Origin of the sequence: Microcoleus sp. Pol11C3 (assembly GCF_036701485.1) — a bacterium.
Classification (GTDB): domain Bacteria; phylum Cyanobacteriota; class Cyanobacteriia; order Cyanobacteriales; family Microcoleaceae; genus Microcoleus.
The window spans coordinates 1-20,561 of sequence record NZ_JAUBQW010000119.1; the positions used below are offsets into that span (position 1 = coordinate 1).

Here is a 20,561-nt window from a genome sequence, read left to right on the forward strand (position 1 = left end):
ATTTTGTCGGAACGTTACCGAAATCGCCGACGTAGATTTGGTTTACGCTTCAACCTGATTGCAGGCATCTATAACTATGAACTTAACCTTTCAGAATGACTTTTGCAAGAGGTCTATTCATCTCGTAGGGTACTCTTCGGCGCACCTTCTAGGAACCGCCGGGTGCGCCGCAGAGCACCTTATATCAGCTACTTTCTAACACAGGAATTCGCGTGGATCGGTGACATACCCAGTCAGCGCAGAAGCCGCGGCCGTGTAAGGCGAAGCTAGATAAACTTGCGCTTCTTTATTCCCCATCCGGCCGGGGAAATTCCGGTTAGTTGTAGAGACACAAATTTCGGGTTCATTCATCCGCCCAAAAGTATCTTTTGGGCCGCCCAAACAAGCGGCGCAAGAAGGCGCTGCGGGCTCGATGCAGCCTGCTGCTAAGAAGATTTCCGAAAGCGTTTGACCCTCGTATTTGGTGACAAACAAATCTTCGTAAACTTTCTGAGTTGCTGGTACTAAATAAGTCGGAACTTTGACTTGATTTCCTTTCAGAATGCGGGCGGCATTCAGAAAGTCCGAGGTTTTGCCGCCGGTGCAGGAACCGATGTAAACTCGATCGATCTTGACATCGCTGCAGTTGCGGGCTAAGTCGCGGTTGTCGGGAGAATGCGGTTTGGCGACGACTGGTTCTAATTTGCTGACATCGTAGGTGCGATCGCTATAAAATTTAGCATCCCCATCGCTGTAAAATGAATCGAAGGGTTTGTCAGTCCGAGAAGTAACGTAATCAAACGTAGTTTTGTCCGGCGCAACCGTGCCGTTTTTACCACCAGCTTCGATTACCATATTGCACAGCGTCATCCGTTCTTCCATTGTCAAACGCTCAACTGTATCGCCCGCAAATTCCATTGTCCGGTAGTTAGCACCAGCAACGCTAATATCACCAATAATCTGCAAAATCAGGTCTTTTGCTAACAAATAATCCGGCAGTTCACCGTTAAACACAAAGCGCATGGTTGCGGGAACTTTGATTAACAGTTTGCCGGTTCCCATGATAAAAGCCGCGTCTGTATTGCCGATACCGGTGGCGAATTGTCCGAAAGCGCCGGCATTGCAGGTGTGGGAATCTGTGCCGAAGAGCACTTCGCCCGGCCGGGTGTGGCCTTCTTGGGCTAAGGCGATGTGGCAAACTCCTTTGTAGTCTGGATTTGCTTTGAAGTCCGATCGATCCGTGATGTCGTAAAAGTATTTTATCCCTTGTTCTTTGGCAAAATCGCGGAGAATATCGACGTTGCGGTTAGCGCGTTCGTCGTTGGTGAAAATGTAGTGGTCGGGAATGAGGACGATTTTGTCAGGGTTCCAGACTTTAGCATTCTCACCGAATTCGCGTTTGAAAACGCCGATGGTGCCGGGCCCGCAGACATCGTGGGTCATCAACACATCTGTTTCTACCCAGATATTTTCTCCGGGCTCGACTTTAGTGCGGCCTGATGCTTTGGCTAATATTTTTTCGGTCAGAGTCATTCCCATAGTGCGATCGCTCTTTTTTATTAGATGCTACAAGTGTATTGTAAGCGAAACATTCTATTAAAATAGAAATTATCAGGTCTCAAAAATCGGGAGTAATGACGATGACCTTGCTGACGTTACCCCTAAAAGTTAATCTCGATCGCGTTCAATTTACCGATGAGCAGTTTTATCAACTCTGTCTCAGTTGTAGCATGGGTGGAATTAGATCGCTGGGAAGCGCTGACTCGAGAACAACGACCGAAATTTCCCCCCATCGCAGCGGATTTGGTAATTGAACTGATCTCGCGATCGGATAATCTGCAAACTTTACCAACACAACTTTCTGGAGAAGATGTTTTACCGGGATTAGTGCTGCAAGTTCCATTATTTACAGATTGAACTATAAGAGGCGATCGCTCTTGGTTAAATGATAGTTTAACCAGACCCGGTTGTTGATGGCGTTCGGGTTTTAATTGTGGATGGAAAAAATCTCATAATATAAGACGATCGTCTCCTCACACATCAAGCTTTGCTAACCCCAAATAGCGAATGCCTTCCGGTGTCACGTCAAACCGACAAGGCAAAACTTCGACTCCTTCACTCAGGGCCTGTCTGAACAATTCTCCGTAAAGGCGATCGGCACTATCCCCCGGAGCAAAATCTGTACAATCCCCGCGATTAATAAAATACAGCATTACAGCCCTCGAACCCTGCCGCACCACTTCTATCAATTCTCTCAAATGTTTCTGTCCCCTCTCCGTCACTGTATCGGGAAATAAAGCCAACTCCTCTTTTACCCAAGTTGTATTTTTAACTTCCAGAAAAATCGGTTTTTCCTCACCAGTCAGCCAAAAATCAACTCTACTTTTTTTATCAGTGCCGTAAACAACCTCTGGTTGAATTAAACTGTAATTGCCCAACTCAGGAAACAATCGCAATGCCAAAGCTAATTTAATAACTCGATTTGGCAGCCCAGTATTAACTCCCACCCAAGTTGGCACAGTGTCGCAAACTTTAATTAATTCCCAAGTATAAGCTAACTTGCGTTTAGGATTGTCGCTGGGAGATACTAGGACTGGGTTGCCCGGAATGTAAACACCAGTCATCGGGCCAGTATTCGGACAGTGCGCGGTGATTATTTCTCCCGAATCTAGTTCTATTTCGGCAAAAAATCGCTTGTAACGTTTGATGAGAATTCCGGGTAAAAGAGGAGGATATTTGTAAATTAAGCCAGTCATTCGATTTTAGATTTTAAATTTTAGATTTAGGAATTATAGCATGAAACGACGGTTTGTAGTTTAGCTAGGCTTACTTATTCATTCTTTGTTTCATATCCTTTGCCGCTAAAGTATAACCTCCATCAGCACCGTCTATAAAATGCACTTGTTGGCCGCCGCGTTCAAACACCAAACAAGTCATCAACGCCCTGTCAGCAACGTGCAAACCGTAAACCAGCTTGCCTTCTCGGTAATTCCTTTCCAAGTACCCCGTCAATTTTTTTCGTCGCCACTCATTGCCAGAAATTACCATTCTCAACATATCATCAAATTTGCGGTAATCCGTAGCTGCGATCGCAATATCTTTATAAACTCCCCAATCTAACTCTTCTGTCTTAACCTTCAAATTCATTAGCAGCGAACCAAGCCCCGTCTCTAACTGTATTTTTGATAAATATAGCTGGCGGTCTAACCAACTAGCATTGCTCGCTCTAACTAGAGTTTCTTTAATCAGTTTTGCACTATTCACTGTCAATTTAAGATTTTTACGGTCGATAGGATTTAAACTATTTTCCTTGCCGTAAATGTATTCAATTTTTTTGATAATTTTTCTATAAAAATGATGAGTTTGCTGACTAAAATCTTCTCGCACCATTACCAGCAGCGTTACTATTTCCCCATACTTGCTGGGAATATCCTGCCACCGACACTCCAATCCCGAAAAATCGGCTGTTGCAGAAATGCCATTATTTTTAATACTGTAAATATTACCAGCCGCCGGATCTTTAATAAGTTCAGTAGCACGAGTTAAGCCGCCGCCAATAAAAACAGCTTGGCTGTAATTTTCGGAAACTTTAAACTTAGCTATTTTAACCGGATAATTAGCTGCCACAACTTGAACCGGGACGGCCCCAACTCGCAAATCCATGTCAAATTGAGTTTTAGCCATTTGTTGAGTGGCCAGCAAAGCAATCTTAGCAGCGGGTAAAAGCGATGGCCCCATTAAAAGAGTAGCGCCGTCGCCACCAAACACAAACGGAATCTCAGTTTGACCTGCTACATTCAAAACAGCAACGATCGAACAAGCCCCCAATAAGTTAACTTCTTTGTATTTTCCAGCTTCAATCGCTTTTGTAGAACCGCGAATATCTGTGACAACAATGTACCAATCATCAGGTACGTCAAAAAAATTACCCAGATCTGTAATCTTGATAAAATTGTCCAGTAAAGGTAATTGGGAATAGAAATTTTCTGAATTCATGTTATCATTCTCCCGATTCGCGATTAAACTTAATGAATCCTTTTAGCATTAGCGTTTGTAACCATTTGTGTCTGAAACCCAGAAGCCCTCTCGTTCCCTAGCGGGGATTGCCGGCATTGTCGCAGTCGCCACTCTAATTAGCAAAGTCTTTGGATTGGTGCGCCAAATTGCGATCGCCGCAGCCTTTGGAGTCGGTGTCGCCGTCGATGCCTACAACTACGCCTACGTCATCCCTGGTTTCTTATTTATTTTGCTCGGAGGGATTAACGGGCCGTTTCACAGCGCCATAGTCAGTGTTTTAGCCCGCCGGGATAAAAAAGAAGCAGCACCCTTAGTCGAGACTATCACTACCTTAGTCGGGGGCTTGTTGCTGTTGGTGACGATCGCTTTAATTATTTTTGCCGATCAGCTGATCGATTTGGTAGCACCGGGATTAAATAGAACAGCAGAAGGTTTACAAATCAAAGCAATTGCCGTCCAGCAATTTAGGATTATGGCGCCGATGGCATTACTTTCAGGCTTAATCGGCATTGGTTTTGGTACTCTCAATGCCGCCGATATGTACTGGTTGCCTTCGATTAGTCCTTTATTTTCCAGTGTTGCACTTGTCGGCGGTTTGGGTATTCTCGCACTGCAACTGGGAGACAAAATTATTCAGCCAGAATCCGCACTAATTGGTGGCTTAGTGTTAGCTTGGGGAACTTTAGCGGGTGCAGTTTTGCAGTGGTTGGTGCAACTAGCGGCGCAGTGGCGCGCGGGCTTGGGAACATTGCGTTTGCGGTTTAATTTTAAACGGCCGGGAGTGCAAGAAGTAATTAAGGTGATGGTTCCTGCTACCTTATCATCAGGAATGCTGCAAATTAATGTTTATACTGACCTATTTTTCGCATCCTACATCCCTCAAGCTGCCTCTGCGATGGGTTACAGTGGCTTGTTAGTTATGACGCCTTTAGGCATCATTTCTAATGTAATTTTAGTGCCATTTCTACCAATATTTTCTCGCCTCACCGAACCAAAAGACTGGCCGGAATTAAAAGATCGAATTCGTCAATCTTTAATTTTGACCGGGATTACGATGCTGCCCCTGAGCGCTTTAATGGTAACACTTGCCGGGCCGATCGTCCGCGTGGTTTACGAACGCTATGCTTTTGATCGGTCAGCATCGGAGTTTGTCACACCGATATTGATGGCTTACAGTATTGGAATGTTTGTGTATTTGGGACGCGACGTTGTGGTACGGGTATTTTACGCTTTGGGAGACGGAGAAACGCCTTTTCGCGTCAGTATTATCAATATCTTTTTTAACGGACTGCTGGATTATTTGTTAGTTGGAGCTTTTGGCGCGCCCGGATTAGTTTTGGCGACGGTGGGAGTGAATCTTCTTTCGATGATTATGCTTTTGTACTTATTAGATAAAAAGCTGGGTGGCCTGCCTTGGGGGGAGTGGAGTTTACCTTTTCTGGGGTTAACTTCTGGCAGTTGTCTAACTGCTTTCGTTACCTTGGCTACTCTGCAAGGCTGTCAAAGAGTTTTGGGTACTGAAGGTTTGGTAATTCAATTAGTGCAGTTGAGTGTGGCAAGTTTTGTAGGGTTAGGGGTTTTTGCCCTGTTTGTCAGTCAGATGAAGTTGCCGGAAGTTGATATGTTTGTCGATCGCATTCGGGGGCGTTTTCGCAAATAAAATTATGGGGGCGGGTTAAGGGCGAAATACCAGACACAACGCCCACAATCTGCGTACAAAACCCGCCCTTTACTTTACATTTTCCGCTGAAATTCCTCAAGAACATCCATCAATTGAACTTGACACTGCATCGGAATTAAATCTGCCAGTGGCACTTCCCGTTTGCCGCCGCCCAACTTGACTGGAATTCCTTGCAAAACTTGTCCAACTTTGTCAGCATCTAAATTGCCATCTTCCAGCATTGAATAAAGTTGTTGGGCAACAACGGTATGCAGGTGGGCATCATTGAGATACAAATGCCACTTGGCAATGTCAATGTAGACATTTTCGCCGATTTCGGCTGCTAAGGATTCGATCGCCTGTGTAGTATTAGCCATATCAAAAAAGCCGAAAGTTATTTGTTATCAATCAAAAGACTTAACAAATCGCCGACAACTGCCTTCAGCCAGAATCTTTGGTGAGGGGCGAATAATCGGCGATCGCAAAGTGGTAAATCGCGTGGGCCAAAACTACTAGAGCCCATCCACCCGTTACCGAAATTGCCCAAGGCCAATCAGCCTTTTGCAAATTGTGAACAAACCACAAACCTGAATTGGTAGCAGAAAAAAGACCGACGTGGATGGCAAAATTCATCCGGTCATCTAAGCGGCGGTACTCTGGATCATTGCGATCGGGTTTGCGAGGCCAACGAGGAGGCATAGTTTTTCACCAAAAAACTGGGTCTGAAGCCCCGTCCTTATAGGACGGCTTTACATTGAATTAAATCCCCTTTCGGGGTCGGAGAGGGAATTTTATGCAACCTCTCCGATTTTTGGGGAATGGTTGCCCCAAACTCCCATTTCTGGGGTAAAGTTAGCTTCGACAAAGTTATAAAGGCTTGTTAGGCTAGCAGCACTGTCTCAGTGACCTTAAGACTGTTTAACCACTAGCGACAGAGCAAGGGACTAGCTTCGCATCCCAGGGTGTCGTGACCTAAATAACGTAGCTATTTAAAGCTTAGTCTGGTCAGAATGGCCTGTTAGATTTCTCTTTCAAGCCTCACGCCTTTAGGCTGAGGTTTCTGACTTGATATTAGTAGTTCTGTGCCTATTTTAATCATAAGTGCCGCTTTTTGAATGCTGCATCCCTCTTTCGGCATGAAACTTATGCCTCTAAATTTTCATAGTCTCCAGACTTGCCGCCACTTTTACTCACCAGGCGAATTGACTCAATGGCGATCGACTTTTCCAATCCTTTCGCCATATCGTACAGAGTCAGCGCCGCCACCGAAACCGCCGTCAGCGCCTCCATTTCCACCCCTGTTTCCGCCTTAATTTTCACCGTCGCCCGAATTTGATACCCCGGCAACCCAGCATCCGGCATCACCTGCACCTCCACACTACTCAGCGGCAGAGGGTGACACAGAGGAATCAAATGGGCCGTCTGTTTCGCCGCCATAATTCCAGCCAGCCTTGCAGTGCCCAACACATCACCTTTCGGCGCATTCCCCGCCTCAATTGCCGCAAACGTCTCCGGTAACATCCGCACCCGGCCCGCGGCAACAGCTTGTCGCACCGTTGCTACCTTAGCCGAAACGTCCACCATTTGCGCTTGCCCGCTGTTGTCGAGGTGAGTTAGCTGTGTGCGATCGGGCAATTTAGAAAAAGTTGACGAAAGGTCTTGCATTATTTTGGTAATGGTGTTACTGTTAGATTCTGTGAGAAAAGAACTTAATCAATTTTAGATTAAATCTTAACTCAACAGGGGCTTGTAGCTTAGTTGGATAGAGTGCATGGCTACGAACCATGAGGTCGGGGGTTCGAATCCCTCCAAGCCCACTACTAAAAGTTATGAATTTTGAGTTTTGAGTTTTGAATTAAGAAATTAATCCAACTCAGGACTTAAAACTCATAACTTTTTTAATTTTGTGCGTTTACTAGACCTCTTGCAAAAATATCTAGGACGCTGCTCAAAGCTCATCCCACAAAAATCATTTTTTCTGGTGGGGTAGGCTTTGAGCATCGCCCAAAAAATTGATTAAAAGGACTTTGGCAATTCAAGTCTACTGATTCAAAGCATAAACATCTGGGCCTCGACCGATCGCAAATTTCATCGAATTAGACAAGCCCTTGCTAGACTGAGTAATAAAAATCAGCAAAGCCAAGCAAGCGAGTCCAGCCGCAAAACCAAACATATTTCTGTAGCCAACTTGTTCCGCAACAAAGCCTAAAGTCGGCCCAGCAATCGCAATTCCCAAATCAAATCCGCCAAGGCAGAGCGAAAACAAGCTGCCCCTTTCATGAGGTTCGCACCTGTCTGACATCAGCGTTACCATCATCGGCAAAACCGTACCGCCGGCGCAACCTTCAACCAAAGCTGAGATTAAAAAAGCACTGCTGTTGTTAGCAAAATACAACAATAACATCGACACGGCATAACAGATTAAGCCGCCAGAAATAAACAAGCCGCGACCGTATTTGTCCGAAGCCCGTCCCGTCACCACTCGCATACCAAAACTGGCGATAGCCGCCGTAGAATAAAATAATCCTGGATTCAAATTAGCCTTAGTTTCTTGGATAAACAAAGGCATAAAACTGCTCAAAGTTCCGAATACCAAACCAACCAGCAATAACACTAAAGCCGGAATCCGCACCCGGCGATTCCACAGCATTTGCCAGTATTTTTGGCTATTTTTGTCCTCAGATAGCGAGTCAGATTTTGTTAAGGCAAAATTTGGTTCCGCAATTTTGCAGGTGAAAAATACAGCCGTTGCAGCGAAAGTTGCCGACATCGCAAACAAAGGAGTATAACCAACCCAAGCTTGCACAAATCCGCCAATAGCCGGGCCAAATGCTAGACCAATAGGACTCACCAAACTCATGTAACCGATTAATTCGCCCCGCTTTCCTGGCGGCGACAAATCTGTTACCAAAGCACTGTAAGCTGTGGTAAAAGCAGCGATGCTAATGCCGTGAAAAGCGCGAATAAGTAACAGTAAGGGGATAGATTGAGCTAACAGGTAGCCCAGAGGGGCGATCACAGCGACTGAGGCACCTAGAAGCAAAACTTGTTTTCGCCCCCTGCTGTCAGCTATTTTACCCAACTGCGCCCTCGATAGCAAAAGTCCGATCGCAAATGCACCCATCACAAAGCCAATTTGCTGTTTTGTGCCGCCCACAAATTGAACGTACAACGGCAAAGTTGGCAGTAGCGAAGCCAAACTCGACCAGAATAGCAGACCTGCGGTGAATAAAATCAGTAAGCTGCGTCTGGGTTGGGGATCGATATCCCTAAAAATATTCAAGATGCTAATTCCCTTTAAATCTTCTGAGTGCGCTCAAGCTGAGGTCGAGTGTATCTATATCATTGTGTTACAATTTCTTAATATTTGCAACAAAAAAACTTGATATTCTACTCACAGTCAACCCTGAACAGTCAACAGTCAACAGTCAACAGTCAGCATTCTTACCAATCAACCTCAGCCCTTTCCTCCACCACCCGGTCATAAACCCACTGGGTTTCCATAGCCAACTTCTGCCAACTAAACCGGCGTTCCAAATCCTCATAAGCATTGTCCACCAACCACCGCGCGTAACCCGGATTTTTGAGCACCTCCAAAATTCCCCAGGCCAAAGAATCCCGATTGTTAGCCTCAGTAACAACGCCAGTTTTAGTGTGCAGCACCACCTCTGGAAGTCCGCCCGCATTCGACACCACCACCGGCACCCTTGCAGCAAAGCTTTCTAACGCTACAATCCCAAAAGGTTCGTAAAGACTGGGAAAAACCGCGCAGTCAGCCACCGTCTGGAATTTGTCAAGATTTTCCTCAAACATGAAGCCTGTAAAATAACACTTATTCCAAATTCCTAAATGCCAAGCCAAATGTTTTAGATGGTCTGTATTGCCGCCGCCCACAATCACAATTTTCGCTTTGCCCCCCATTTCCCAAATTACTTTAGGTGCAGCATTTAGAAATACAGCAATGCCTTTTTCATAGCTAATTCTTCCTACATAATATACTATTTTTTCGTCGTCTGCCGCAAACTGGCGTCGGAAGTTCATTGCGTCAAATTCGTGCCAGCGGGGCTTTTTTTCCGGTCTAATTCCGTTGTAAATTACCTCTATTTTGTTCCACGGAGTCGATAGTACCCGTTCGGCTTCCCGCCGCATATAATCGCTGCAAACAATTACCCGCCAAGCGTTGTAAGCGAGGTCGTTTTCCTTGGCGTTAATGTAGCGCTGCCCCTCATTGTGGATGCCGTTGAAGCGCCCGTATTCCGTGGCGTGGATGGTGGCAATTAGCGGTACTTTAAAAGTATGCTTGAGGGCGATCGCCGCATCTCCCACCAACCAATCGTGAGCGTGGATGAGATCAAAGGGGCCTTCCTCCAGCATCAGTTTGCCGCCTTGTTTGCCCATGCTTTGATTGAGGTTCGCCACCCAGTGAAAAAAGTCCCTGGCGTGCCCCACCCCCACCCGATGCACCCGTATTCCTTCCACCACTTCATACATCGGCGCGTGGCCGAACTCTACTGTAATTAAGTGAATCGAGTGGCCCAGCTTCACTAATTCTGGATAAAGTTCCGCTACGTGGCGGGCGATACCGCCTACGATTCTGGGAGGAAACTCCCATGCCAATACCAAAATTTTCATCTTTCTCCCCTCCAAAGATTTTATATATCTTAATGTTTATGATTAACAGATTGATTGTATAATTATCAGCCTCAAAAATTAGTAGATTGCAAGTTTATGCCCAAAGCCTGACTTTTGGCAGCAACTACGATCCAAAATCATGCAGAAACCGGGTTTTTGCAGGAAACTGCTCGATCGCCATTACCTGAAAAAAACAGGTTTCCTCAAGATTTGGGCCACTGAAGGAAGCAATGGCGATCATAACTATCCGCTTACCGTTTCTTCAAAATCGGCTCCAATTCGCCGCGAAAACGGGTCCAAGCAGCAGCCGATGCAGAGTTAGAAACAGCACCCTGACGCATCAAAATCGTGCCGTCTTTAAAGCCAACAATTCCGTACTCTCCAGATTTGGACATTCGATCGATCGTCGGTACGATCTCCTGCAACTGTCCCCGTTCCCCGCGAAACGCAGCCTGATACTGCTGCAACTGCCAGATATCGGCAATTACATATTGCATCTTCACTGCCTTCCCCGCATCATTGCGGAGTTCCAACATGGGAAACCTGAGAATTTCCCGCCTGCTTGACAAAATCGGCACAATAGTATTCGTCGCTGCCACGCTAGCATCAGCAGGAATTTGAGCCAACAGCGGCCGCACTTGCAAAACGTGCTGCCATTGTCTGACGAGAGGAACCTGCACCCAAGGATCGATCGCATCGGGCAAAATCAAAGAAAAAGTCCGATTTGGGTTAGAAGTGAAGGTAAAAAATAGCGACAAACAGATGCAAAACCCCCAAAAGCGGCGAAACTTTGAAGACGAAGGCAGAGGAAATAAAGCAGAAGGAAAACGCAAAAACATTCTTTCCTCTCTCACCATTCTATCTTCTTCCTTTTGACGCTGGGCCCACCACAGAATCGCCCCATAAAAAAGCCCTGGAACCACAGTCATCGCATAGCGAATATTAATCGCCAGCACCGACTCTCCTTTCGCTAAAAATAGCTTCAGCAGCGGAAATCCAGCTATCATCCAAGACGCAGGCGCGAAAGCTGGAACCAAAGCTAATGGCAACCACTGGCCAAGCAGGTATCTAATCTTACCAAAAAACGGCGTAAATAATTGAGCAACCAAGCGCCCGGGATTACTAACCATTCCCCAAATAATTTCAAGAGTCGAAGCTTCATCTCCATCAGCATATTGGCCGAAGCGCTCTATCATAAACCGCTGGGATATATCAGCAGAAAACAAAGGCATAATCAGATTGGTCAGGACGATCATATAAGCAAAACTGAGTATGCAGACGGCTAAACCAGTCCGAGGGTAGCGCCGGCTCAAAATCAGGTAAACTCCAACGCCAAATAAAACAACTCCCCCATCTTCTCGCACGGCCAAAATTAAAGTTGCCAGAATCCCAAACAAGGGCCACCAGCGCTTCTCCATAGCCAGCAGCAAGCCAAAGACATACAGTGGCATTTGACAAATATCGTGAAAATTGCCCAAAGTCGGGCCGATGACCGCGTTAGCGCAGTAATAGCTCACAACAATTGTCGCCGACAGCCTCGGTTCCAGATAGTGTCTGGCGAGAGCATAGAGCACTCCTCCCGCCGCCGTAATTAAAGTCACCTGCAACACAGTCAAAGTGACGGGCGAGGGAAACAGTGAGTAAATTGGCAGCCACACCATCAGCGCCGGGGTGAAATGCTGACCCAACCGGTAGTAAGATACTTCCGGAAGCTGATTTTGGTGAACCACATTAGTGGACAAAGCCGAAGAGAGGGAACTCTCAAACAAGTGACCCCGAGTGCCGTTCCAAAAAAGTTGATTGAAAATGCCTTGGTCGTAAGTAGCATAAAAGCTGTAGTAGCGGTGCAGCGTCAGCAACAGGCACAGCACAAAAAAGGCGGCCGCCACTTGAACCACCACCCGCAGCGACTCATTTTTCTTCCATCTCAAAAATATCATCTGCCCGCCTGTAACGAAATTATCGGACAATAGCATAAATCTAAAGTAAGTATTAAATTAAAGTAGAAGTGAAATAACTCGGCTCGGCAATGCTCAATTATTTTCACCCGATCGAAAAGCTCAACAGCGTCCATCCAACACCAGGCACCAGCGGCACTGACTGTTCTCCCGAACAGCCGGTCGATTCCGCACCGCTTTTACAGCTTTTGCTGTTTGTAGACAAGCGTTCCTCTTCCCGGGAACAGACCAGACACATCCGCAAGTCCCTAAAGGATTTGAAGGCAGAGTGCGACTTTGAGCTTCAAATCATCGACGTAGGAGAACAACCCGATTTAGCCGAACACTTTAAACTTGTAGCCACTCCCTCGCTGCTCAAAATTCATCCAGATCCCCGACAAACTCTCGCCGGTAGCAATTTAATCGCCCAACTCGAACACTGGTGGCCCCGCTGGAAGCGTTCTGTAGAGGAATACGCAGCTCAGCAACAGTCGGCCCCAGCACTTGCTGAAACTTTGACTGACCCAAAACCCATCTATTCCGTTGCTTGCGCCGCTGAAATTGTGCAGCTTTCTGATGAAGTTTTTCGCCTCAAACAGGAAAAAGAACACCTGCAAGAGCAGTTGCAGTTGAAAGACCGGATTATTGCGATGCTAGCTCACGACTTGCGAAATCCCTTGACGGCGGCATCTTTGGCTTTGGAAACTTTGGAGTCAAGTCAGAAGGTGAAAGAGGGGGAAAAGTCGCGTTTGACACCGACTTTGGCGGCTCATTTGATGAAACAAGCCCGTCGCCAAATCCGAATTGTCGATCGTATGATTACAGATATCCTGCAAGCAGCCCGGGGTACAAACGCTCAACTCCACATTGAACCAAAAAGAATCGAATTGGGGGCGATTTGTCAAGATGTAATCGTCCAGTTTCAAGACAAATTTCAGGCGAAAAGTCTGAACTTAGAAACAGACATTCCCGCAGATTTGCCCTTGGTTTATGCCGATCCCGATCGCATCAAACAAGTCATAGTCAACCTGCTTGACAACGCCAGCAAGTACACGCCAGACCGAGGAACTGTTAATCTTTCAATTCTCCACCGCACCGCTTACAAAGTTCAAGTCAGCATTTGCAACAGCGGCCCGGGAATTCCTGAAGAAGATTGCGCGAGCATTTTTGAAGACAGCTTTCGCTTGCAGCGAGATAAATCAACAGACGGTTACGGCATTGGACTGTCTCTGTGTCAAGGCATCATCCGCGCCCACTACGGTCAAATTTGGGTAGACTCTGTACCCGATAGAGGCAGTTGTTTTCACTTTACTCTGCCCGTCCAAAAATAAAAGTTAGCTGTCATTTGTCAGTTGTTCAGTAGCAACCGAATTTTATATTACAGCTCAACTTTTCCGCAGTGCAGCAATAATCTGTGCGTTTGCCTTGGGAAAAGTAAATTGGTCAATTTCGTCGAGTGTCACCCAGCGAATTTCATCGCATTCGATCGTTTGCGGTTCCCCGCTGACGTGGCGGCAGTGGTGCACGTATAGTCTAACTGTAAATTTAGTGTAGTCGTGGTCAATTGTAATCAAGCGATCGCCAACTTCTACGACAATCCCCAACTCCTCCATAATTTCCCGTTTTATGCAAGCTTCTATTGTTTCCCCAGGCTCTATTTTTCCGCCCGGAAACTCCCAGAAACCCCCGTGCAGTCCATGTTGTCGGCGCTTGTCAATCAAAATTTGTTGGCGATCGTTCCAGATTGCAGCAACGCCGATAACTTTGTGGGTAACAGGAGAAAGAGACATATTAATTAGGAATTGGGAATTGGAAATTGGGAACTGGGAATTGGAAATTGGGAATTTAAGAATAATATCAATAATTATTCAATTATTTAATCAAAAATCAAAAATCAAAATATTCAGCCCCCATCTTGCGAGGGGGGCTTGACACTTACACCACTTAAATGTTAATAATCTACTAATCGTCCGAGCCGTGTCTCTCACTGGCTTGTATGGACTTTTCAAAAGTCATTCGCTGTTCGGCATTTTTCAGGAAATAACCGCTAATCATAGCTGAGGCGAGCAATCTACCCAAATGTTCGCGACTGGTAGTCACTGTCACCCCGAAGTGTTCCGAAGGCAAATTCCCTAAAAGTCCAACAATATTTCGCTCCATTACCTGAAACACTTCGTGAGAAGTCGGCTTAGACAACTGAGAAACTGTGTCGGGAGCCATTGACTGCACGTATTGCCATAATAAGTTGGCATTTTCTCCGTCTTCTTCAAAGAATTCTGGGGATTTATTAGATGAGTTGCTCACGAGTACCTCCGTTTCAGATACAGCTTGTTATGTTAGACGCGGGCGGTTAAATTAAATAACCCTTATCCGATCGCTGTTGATCTTTATTACTAAGTAATTACTAATGTAGCAGGACACTCGCAAGAACCGAGTGAGCACAACCGAATTAAAGGCGGCGGTTTTTACGATTTTAGATTGGGGATTGGGGATCAGGACACACCCGATCGCCAATCCCCAATCTAGCTAGCTGGCTAGATAATCGTTGATATCTTGCTTGCGCTTGCGGAGTTTGGTCAAAGCTTCCCGTTCTATTTGCCGCACTCGTTCCCGACTGATGTTGAGACGATCGCCTATTTTGGCCAAAGTTAAGGTTTGCCCGTCTTCTAAACCGAACCGCAAGGCGAGGACTTCTCGCTGTTGCTGAGTCAGTTCCGCCATCAGTTGATCTAAGTCAGTCCGCAGGGAAGATTGCAGGGCAAAATCTTCCGGGGTAGTACCCGTATCTTCCAACAAATCGCCCAACTCTGTATCTTGATTGTCTCCCACGCGCAAGTCCAGGGAAAGTGGCAGGCGCGCGCGATCGAGATATTCGCGAATTTGCTTGGGAGTCAAATCTAACTCGGCAGCCAACTCTGCAGAAGTAGCCGCGCGACCGAGCTGTTGAGCTAGCAGGCGCTGAGCTTTTTTAATTTTGTTGAGTTTTTCGGTAATGTGGATCGGCAGGCGGATGGTGCGACCTTTTTCGGCGATCGCCCGGGTAATTGCCTGACGAATCCACCAATAAGCATAAGTTGAAAATCTGTAGCCCTTTGTCGGGTCAAATTTTTCAACTCCCCGCTGCATCCCGATCGTGCCTTCCTGAATTAGATCCAGTAAATCTACGTTGCGCTTGATATATTTCTTGGCAACAGACACTACCAGGCGGAGATTCGCTTCCACCATTTGGCGCTTTGCCCTTTCCCCGTGTTCGATCGTGCGCTGCAACTGTGCCTCAGACAGCCCGACTGCCTGTGCCCATTCAGCCGCGGTCGGGTCGCGGCCTAACTCTTCGGCTAAAATATTTTTCTCCTGATGCAGTGCGGCTGAGCGCTGTACCTGTTTCCCGTAGAGTATTTCTTGCTCATGGGTCAACAAGGGAACGCGGCCAATTTCCCGCAAGTAAGCGCGAACAGAATCTGTATCTGAGGACTTAAGAGTTTTCATGAGCTTTTCCCGCTGAGGATCTGTGCCTCTAAAGGTTTGCGGTAGTCGCAAACCCCTAGCTTTAGCTGGGAAGGAAAGCGGGCGGGGACTTGCGCTTTCCTTCCATTTTAAAGAGGCTTAATTTTATGGTAGCTAGCTACTACTCCCAGTCAGCACCGTCTCAGGTTAGGTTTTGGTTGGGGCGTGCACAATACTACGTTATGTTAAGAATCTTAACATTTGTGAGAGCACTTGCCTACACTTCTTCATATTTATTTCATGCCAGCCTGGACTGTTGGTGCGAGAGTACCCACTTTCCTAGCTTTGCAGTTGCATCGCGTTAAACAAAATCTGGTTCTCAGAGGGGGAGATGGGGTGAGGGGGAGATGGGGAGATGGGGAGATGGGGAGATGGGGAGGTTGACCGAAGAACGAAACCTGCGCCAGGGGCGATCGACTAGGGGAAAAGTCGGTATCGGTTTCAACCACCTTGAATATTTCTTTACAGATACTTTACATAGTTAGTCAAAAGCTGATGTTATGATCCAAAAGATCAAGTAAGAATAACCATCTACGTGTTGAAACGTCCGGCGTTGGTCAGTAATTCCGGCAACGGACAGATCCGACGCAAGATTCGGAATAGTTAAAGGGCAAATAATAGCAGGATGTAGAGCTTACCAGATCTTTTGGTTAGTGGTGGACTCGTGACCGCGCAAAAAACCAAAGTAGACGCAATATTTGAAGAAATTCAAGCTGAGTGAGTAGCGGCGACAAGATAGCCACGAGTGAAAATCCGAATCTGGATTCCTCAAAAATCCCCTCGCCTTTTCAGGCTAGGGAGTATCAAGAAGCCTAGACATTTGTAGACAATAAGAATAAAAATACTTATTGTTCATGTACAAAATTAGTGAGTTTGCTGCAAAAGTAGGTGTTTGGGTCAAAACAATTCAGCGGTGGGACAACTCCGGTAAATTACCAGCACGCTTAGATCGGTACAATAGAACCCATTTGACATCTATTCCTGTAATCGCAAGTTTAATACCCCAGAAAGATTTCACATTTTGGACTAGAATTTATTGCGGGTTTTTTTTGGTGTTTGTATGCGGGAGCGATCGCCCTCCCCGCTGATTCGCCCCATCCCGATCAGTCACTATCTAGGTTAGAGGCGATCGCCCCTTCTGCCCAAGCCAGGTTAGTTTTTTTAAACACCCTGTCCGACTTTTCAAACACCCTCTTAGGTTTAGCGAGTGATTTCTTCCTTCTCGTATTTACCCGGTTTATAGGATAATTTATCGCTCATATCGAATAACATACATAATAAGCTGTTCATCATTTAAATTTGCGAGGCTATCTAAGCCAGTAAAGGGTTTCAACCTCTAAAACACGCATTTTAAATGCACAACAGCTTAGATAAAAGTAGCTACTTTTTGCAAATACTCAGGTGGAGAATAAGTGACCTTTAACTCAATTGAATTCCTAGTCTTTTTTCTAGTTACCTATATCCTGTACCGCATCCTTCCTTTCCGTGGTCAAAACTTGGTGTTGCTGATTGGTAGCTATGTATTCTACGGCTGGTGGGATGTTCATTTCCTGTTTTTAGTGCTTCTTTCCACCGCAATTGACTTCTACTGCGGGGCAATGATTGATACTGGTCGATTAGAAGTTTATAACCGCAGGATTGTTTCTTTGTCAGTTGTATTAGGGGCGTTGTTATTTGATACAGTTCAATGGAATGCCATTCAGGTAAGTATAGCACCAATAGCGGTGTCAGTACAGTGGACACAACTATTACCGGCTTCTTTTTCCGGCTGGTTGATATTAATGGCGGCCATGGTAATTGTAGCAATTGCTAACCTGCTGTATCCCCAATTCACCGCTCTTGAGGAAAAACAGCGCCGCCATTTGTTCCTGTGGCTCAGTGTATGCAGTAACTTGGCACTTTTAGGCTTCTTTAAATACTTCAATTTCTTTATTACCAGTGCTGAGAGAGTAATTCATACCCTGGGGATTCATAGCGACTTATTGCATTTAAACATTATTCTGCCTGTAGGCATCTCGTTTTACACTTTTAAAGCCATCAGCTACGCTTGCGACATTTATCGAGGCAAACTGAAAGCATCACACCAATTTTTAGACTTTGCTCTCTTCTGGGCTTATTTTCCCCCATTGTTTGCTGGCCCTATAGATCGAGCTTCAGATTTACTTCCTCAATTTTCAAATCCGCGAAAGATCAGTTTTGAGCAATCTGTTCAAGGTTTGTTTCTGATATTATTTGGATTGGTGAAGAAAGTAGCTATCGCCGATGGATTAGCTGGTTCCGTCAATGCAATTTATGGGACCAATGGAAATGTTTCTTGGATTGATATCATTTTAGCAACTTTCCTCTACGCCATTCAAATATATTGCGATTTTTGTGGTTATTCAGACATCGGTAGAGGTGTATCCAAATTGTTGGGTATAGAACTAATACTCAATTTCAATCTGCCCTATTTTTCTAAAGATCCCAGCGAGTTTTGGCGTCGCTGGCACATTAGCCTCTCTACTTGGCTACGAGATTACCTATATATACCACTTGGGGGAAACCGTCAAGGCGAGCGCCAAACTTATCAAAATCTGATGACAACAATGGTACTGGGAGGACTGTGGCATGGAGCAGCATGGAACTTTATCCTCTGGGGATTTTATCAGGGGGTGCTTTTGTCTGTGTATCGAGCTTTTACCCCTAAGACTACTAAGAAACAACTACCGAGAAAAAATAAGTTCAAACTTCTAGAAGGATTAGTCGCAACTCTATTCTTCTTTATACTGACTTGCTATGGATGGCTCTTGTTTCGAGCCACTTCCCTAACTCAGATTATCGCCTTTACAAAAATTCTGTTTGGAGATTTCGGAAACTTGGCGCTCAGTCTGCCTACACCCCCATTACCTGCTATCTTTGGCATTCCACTACTGATCGGCTATGAATTTTTGGCTTACAAAACTGATAATCCGGATTTTTACCGTCGTTATCCAACCCCAGCCCGTGCAGCTTTTTATACAGCACTCATTATTATTTTATTGATGGGAGAAAGCAATGCCCCTGCACAGTTCATCTATTCTCAATTTTAAACCAGCTATCAGCAATGCCATGCGTAAAATTTTTGTCACTGCACTGTGGATCATTTTCTTCCTATTGATGTTCGATTTTTCGATCAATTTTCTGTTTCCATATCCGACAGCTCCTTTAGCAACTTCTCCAGGGCAACTCAATACATATTTTGAATATGGGCGATCTATTGAGGGCAAGCTTTCACGGATGGTCGGTTCTACGGATGAATTAAGTTCACCTATAGCAATTGCTGGCTGGTTAGATCCAGAACTATGGAAGAAGTTAAATATACCCGTTAGCCGAACTTCCGATAAAGATCTGCTAATTGCTATCTACGGTATGTCATTTTCCAATAATGTGGGCACAGCCATGGAGGAAATGGATTCTAGGCTGATGATTAGAGCGATCGCCGGACCTGCTGCTCCGCCTAATTACTCCTTCGCTGCGTACAATTTAGATCGAGGTAAGCATCAAGCCGATATAGTAATTTTGGGACTGTTAGCTTCTAGCGTTAAAGGACTCAGAACTCTTAACGGCATGACTTGGCAATTTGAAGGACCAGCACCTTACACCTACCCACGATACTTTTTGGAAGATGGAAAGCTGAAGGCGATCTCGCCCAATGTCATGTCTTTAGCTCAACTTCGGGCTGCTCTCCAAAATAAGCAACAGTGGAACGCATTTGTTAATCAACTTAAAGAACACGATCAATTTTTTAATGGATTTATATTCCATAAAAAATGGCTGGATAATTCGGTAATTATCCGATTGATTCGCAGAGCTTTAGCACAACGTCATCAGCTTACACTTACAAATCAAATTCATAGTACAACAGGGTTTAATGCCGAATCAGAAATCCCAGTTTTAAGGGCAATAGTTAACGAGTTCGGAGCCACAGCTAAAGCTGATGGTAAAATGCCAATTGTGCTTATTCTTAATGATCGTGGATATGAAGATCATTTGTTCCAAGCACTCAAACCAACCTTAGAAAATGCTTCAATTCCCTATGTCAGTACCCATAATATTGTTCCTGCTAATGATCTCAGTAACTTTATTGGTGATGGACACTTTACCCCAAAAGCCAACAAATTAATCGCTCAAGAAGTGCTAAAGTTGCTGAATCAGCATTTTAATCGAGTTCAAATAAACTAGAAGTTAACTGAACAGTAGAAGTAGTGAAAAAATGCTCACCATTTTTAACGAGACTTACCAGAGAAACTCCTGAAGTTAATCCCCGACGTATAGTTTTGACTGGACGATATGCTGTCATTCCACTCAGTTTCCCTAGTTGGGTAAGCAATTGCACCATTTTGCCAGCGGGATATTCAGATTCACCAATCGCCTGAAATTCCAATCCTGTGGCTAGTGTGTTGGCTTGAGCATCGAGTATCCCGAAGAGGGTGACGCGATGACCGCGCCGTTGCAGTTCTTTCCCCAAGGGCAACATAGTGTTAAGATGACCAGTTGAGGCGGGACAAATCAGACCAAAATGAGTCATAAAGAAAAGCGAGATGCGATAAAATCCGTGGCTTTAGCGCTGAGAGGAAAGCAAATGAGGGGTTTTAACCGCAGTTAGTATTGATTTACTACAGGGGGGTTACTTTGTTCAGTGCGCTTTTATCATACACCTCCAAAGGGACAATTACTGCGTTAAACATTTCGCCCTGTACGTAGCGTATTTTTTTTGGCTTGCGCCCCTCCTTTTCTGGCTACCGTGTACACACAAGTTGATTCTGAGCTAGTTTCCATCCCAAAAAGATGGATTCAAACTGTCGGAGTCCATG

19 protein-coding genes, 1 tRNA gene and 1 pseudogene are annotated in these 20,561 nt (G+C 45.4%); 8 read left to right on the plus strand and 13 right to left on the minus strand.

Features of this window, described 5'->3' with window-relative positions; all coding sequences use genetic code 11:
* A pseudogene (locus QUA40_RS22080) lies at positions 1–99 on the plus strand (IS5/IS1182 family transposase); the annotation flags it as partial.
* A gap of 96 nt (positions 100–195) precedes the next feature.
* Here the strand turns inward: QUA40_RS22080 and QUA40_RS22085 are convergent.
* A complete protein-coding gene (locus QUA40_RS22085) occupies positions 196–1,518 on the minus strand; it encodes a 3-isopropylmalate dehydratase large subunit (protein ID WP_333129788.1) in 1,323 nt (440 codons plus the stop codon).
* A gap of 156 nt (positions 1,519–1,674) precedes the next feature.
* Here QUA40_RS22085 and QUA40_RS22090 point away from each other — a divergent pair, with 156 nt between their 5' ends.
* Positions 1,675–1,896: a hypothetical protein gene (locus QUA40_RS22090; RefSeq protein ID WP_333129790.1), complete on the plus strand. Its 222-nt coding sequence runs from the start codon at positions 1,675–1,677 to the stop codon at positions 1,894–1,896.
* Positions 1,897–2,012: 116 nt separating this feature from the next.
* Here QUA40_RS22090 and sfsA read toward each other — a convergent pair whose 3' ends face one another.
* On the minus strand, positions 2,013–2,735 hold the full coding sequence (gene sfsA, locus QUA40_RS22095; protein WP_333129792.1) for a DNA/RNA nuclease SfsA: 723 nt from the start codon (positions 2,733–2,735) through the stop codon (positions 2,013–2,015).
* A 70-nt stretch (positions 2,736–2,805) separates the two neighbouring features.
* Complete coding sequence (locus QUA40_RS22100; RefSeq protein ID WP_333129794.1) at positions 2,806–3,975, minus strand: DUF3095 domain-containing protein; 1,170 nt, start codon at positions 3,973–3,975, stop codon at positions 2,806–2,808.
* Between the two features lie 67 nt (positions 3,976–4,042).
* On the opposite strand from QUA40_RS22100, the gene murJ reads away from it, so the two are divergent.
* Positions 4,043–5,656: a murein biosynthesis integral membrane protein MurJ gene (murJ, locus tag QUA40_RS22105; RefSeq protein WP_333129796.1), complete on the plus strand. Its 1,614-nt coding sequence runs from the start codon at positions 4,043–4,045 to the stop codon at positions 5,654–5,656.
* 74 nt (positions 5,657–5,730) lie between these two features.
* Here the strand turns inward: murJ and QUA40_RS22110 are convergent, their stop codons facing one another.
* From QUA40_RS22110 to moaC, 3 genes are all read right to left on the minus strand, one after another.
* Entirely contained in the window at positions 5,731–6,033 is a 303-nt protein-coding gene (locus QUA40_RS22110; protein WP_006633891.1) for a DUF3181 family protein, read from the minus strand.
* A gap of 64 nt (positions 6,034–6,097) precedes the next feature.
* Complete coding sequence (locus QUA40_RS22115; protein WP_006633890.1) at positions 6,098–6,355, minus strand: 2TM domain-containing protein; 258 nt, start codon at positions 6,353–6,355, stop codon at positions 6,098–6,100.
* A 444-nt stretch (positions 6,356–6,799) separates the two neighbouring features.
* A complete protein-coding gene (moaC, locus tag QUA40_RS22120; RefSeq protein ID WP_333129798.1) occupies positions 6,800–7,321 on the minus strand; it encodes a cyclic pyranopterin monophosphate synthase MoaC in 522 nt (173 codons plus the stop codon).
* Between the two features lie 78 nt (positions 7,322–7,399).
* On the opposite strand from moaC, the gene QUA40_RS22125 reads away from it, so the two are divergent.
* A tRNA-Arg gene (locus tag QUA40_RS22125) sits at positions 7,400–7,473 on the plus strand.
* 224 nt (positions 7,474–7,697) lie between these two features.
* On the opposite strand, the gene QUA40_RS22130 is transcribed toward QUA40_RS22125, so the two are convergent.
* From QUA40_RS22130 to QUA40_RS22140, 3 genes are all read right to left on the minus strand, one after another.
* Positions 7,698–8,939 (minus strand): MFS transporter, encoded by a 1,242-nt coding sequence (locus tag QUA40_RS22130; RefSeq protein ID WP_333129800.1) that lies wholly within the window; start codon positions 8,937–8,939, stop codon positions 7,698–7,700.
* A 161-nt stretch (positions 8,940–9,100) separates the two neighbouring features.
* Positions 9,101–10,288 carry a glycosyltransferase family 4 protein gene (locus QUA40_RS22135; RefSeq protein WP_333129802.1) on the minus strand — a complete coding sequence of 396 codons (1,188 nt, stop codon included), beginning with the start codon at positions 10,286–10,288 and terminating at the stop codon, positions 9,101–9,103.
* Positions 10,289–10,539: 251 nt separating this feature from the next.
* The gene (locus QUA40_RS22140) at positions 10,540–12,264 is read right to left on the minus strand and encodes a DUF2079 domain-containing protein (protein WP_445301180.1); all 1,725 of its coding nucleotides are present in this window, start codon (positions 12,262–12,264) and stop codon (positions 10,540–10,542) included.
* A 53-nt stretch (positions 12,265–12,317) separates the two neighbouring features.
* Here QUA40_RS22140 and QUA40_RS22145 point away from each other — a divergent pair, with 53 nt between their 5' ends.
* Positions 12,318–13,556, plus strand: a complete 1,239-nt coding sequence (locus tag QUA40_RS22145) for a histidine kinase (RefSeq protein WP_333129806.1) — start codon at positions 12,318–12,320, stop codon at positions 13,554–13,556.
* Between the two features lie 54 nt (positions 13,557–13,610).
* On the opposite strand, the gene mutT is transcribed toward QUA40_RS22145, so the two are convergent.
* The 3 genes from mutT to QUA40_RS22160 all read right to left on the minus strand — a co-directional run bounded on the left by mutT (position 13,611) and on the right by QUA40_RS22160 (position 15,711).
* Positions 13,611–14,015: an 8-oxo-dGTP diphosphatase MutT gene (gene mutT / locus QUA40_RS22150; protein ID WP_333129808.1), complete on the minus strand. Its 405-nt coding sequence runs from the start codon at positions 14,013–14,015 to the stop codon at positions 13,611–13,613.
* Between the two features lie 172 nt (positions 14,016–14,187).
* A complete protein-coding gene (locus tag QUA40_RS22155; RefSeq protein WP_172187001.1) occupies positions 14,188–14,529 on the minus strand; it encodes a DUF760 domain-containing protein in 342 nt (113 codons plus the stop codon).
* Between the two features lie 222 nt (positions 14,530–14,751).
* On the minus strand, positions 14,752–15,711 hold the full coding sequence (locus QUA40_RS22160) for an RNA polymerase sigma factor, RpoD/SigA family (RefSeq protein WP_333129810.1): 960 nt from the start codon (positions 15,709–15,711) through the stop codon (positions 14,752–14,754).
* An 872-nt stretch (positions 15,712–16,583) separates the two neighbouring features.
* Between QUA40_RS22160 and QUA40_RS22165 the strand changes: the two genes are divergently transcribed.
* The 3 genes from QUA40_RS22165 (at position 16,584) to QUA40_RS22175 (ending at position 19,929) form a co-directional block, all read left to right on the plus strand.
* On the plus strand, positions 16,584–16,817 hold the full coding sequence (locus QUA40_RS22165) for a MerR family transcriptional regulator (RefSeq protein ID WP_445301181.1): 234 nt from the start codon (positions 16,584–16,586) through the stop codon (positions 16,815–16,817).
* Positions 16,818–17,141: 324 nt separating this feature from the next.
* Complete coding sequence (locus QUA40_RS22170) at positions 17,142–18,797, plus strand: MBOAT family O-acyltransferase (RefSeq protein WP_333129815.1); 1,656 nt, start codon at positions 17,142–17,144, stop codon at positions 18,795–18,797.
* Entirely contained in the window at positions 18,763–19,929 is a 1,167-nt protein-coding gene (locus QUA40_RS22175; protein ID WP_333129817.1) for a hypothetical protein, read from the plus strand. The genes QUA40_RS22170 and QUA40_RS22175 overlap by 35 nt, the downstream gene beginning before the upstream one ends.
* On the opposite strand, the gene QUA40_RS22180 is transcribed toward QUA40_RS22175, so the two are convergent.
* Positions 19,907–20,275 carry a hypothetical protein gene (locus QUA40_RS22180; protein WP_333129820.1) on the minus strand — a complete coding sequence of 123 codons (369 nt, stop codon included), beginning with the start codon at positions 20,273–20,275 and terminating at the stop codon, positions 19,907–19,909. The genes QUA40_RS22175 and QUA40_RS22180 overlap by 23 nt on opposite strands.
* Positions 20,276–20,561: the final 286 nt, after the last annotated feature.

Coding starts and splice junctions, on each gene's coding strand:
- mutT (WP_333129808.1), bottom strand. CDS start 14,015: ATGTCTCTTTCTCCTGTTACCCACAAAGTTATCGGCGTTGCTGCAATC.
- QUA40_RS22110 (WP_006633891.1), bottom strand. CDS start 6,033: ATGGCTAATACTACACAGGCGATCGAATCCTTAGCAGCCGAAATCGGC.
- QUA40_RS22085 (WP_333129788.1), bottom strand. CDS start 1,518: ATGGGAATGACTCTGACCGAAAAAATATTAGCCAAAGCATCAGGCCGC.
- QUA40_RS22100 (WP_333129794.1), bottom strand. CDS start 3,975: ATGAATTCAGAAAATTTCTATTCCCAATTACCTTTACTGGACAATTTT.
- QUA40_RS22115 (WP_006633890.1), bottom strand. CDS start 6,355: ATGCCTCCTCGTTGGCCTCGCAAACCCGATCGCAATGATCCAGAGTAC.
- QUA40_RS22135 (WP_333129802.1), bottom strand. CDS start 10,288: ATGAAAATTTTGGTATTGGCATGGGAGTTTCCTCCCAGAATCGTAGGC.
- QUA40_RS22140 (WP_445301180.1), bottom strand. CDS start 12,264: ATGCTATTGTCCGATAATTTCGTTACAGGCGGGCAGATGATATTTTTG.
- moaC (WP_333129798.1), bottom strand. CDS start 7,321: ATGCAAGACCTTTCGTCAACTTTTTCTAAATTGCCCGATCGCACACAG.
- QUA40_RS22160 (WP_333129810.1), bottom strand. CDS start 15,711: ATGAAAACTCTTAAGTCCTCAGATACAGATTCTGTTCGCGCTTACTTG.
- QUA40_RS22175 (WP_333129817.1), top strand. CDS start 18,763: ATGCCCCTGCACAGTTCATCTATTCTCAATTTTAAACCAGCTATCAGC.
- QUA40_RS22165 (WP_445301181.1), top strand. CDS start 16,584: ATGTACAAAATTAGTGAGTTTGCTGCAAAAGTAGGTGTTTGGGTCAAA.
- QUA40_RS22145 (WP_333129806.1), top strand. CDS start 12,318: ATGCTCAATTATTTTCACCCGATCGAAAAGCTCAACAGCGTCCATCCA.
- QUA40_RS22180 (WP_333129820.1), bottom strand. CDS start 20,275: ATGACTCATTTTGGTCTGATTTGTCCCGCCTCAACTGGTCATCTTAAC.
- QUA40_RS22090 (WP_333129790.1), top strand. CDS start 1,675: ATGAGCAGTTTTATCAACTCTGTCTCAGTTGTAGCATGGGTGGAATTA.
- sfsA (WP_333129792.1), bottom strand. CDS start 2,735: ATGACTGGCTTAATTTACAAATATCCTCCTCTTTTACCCGGAATTCTC.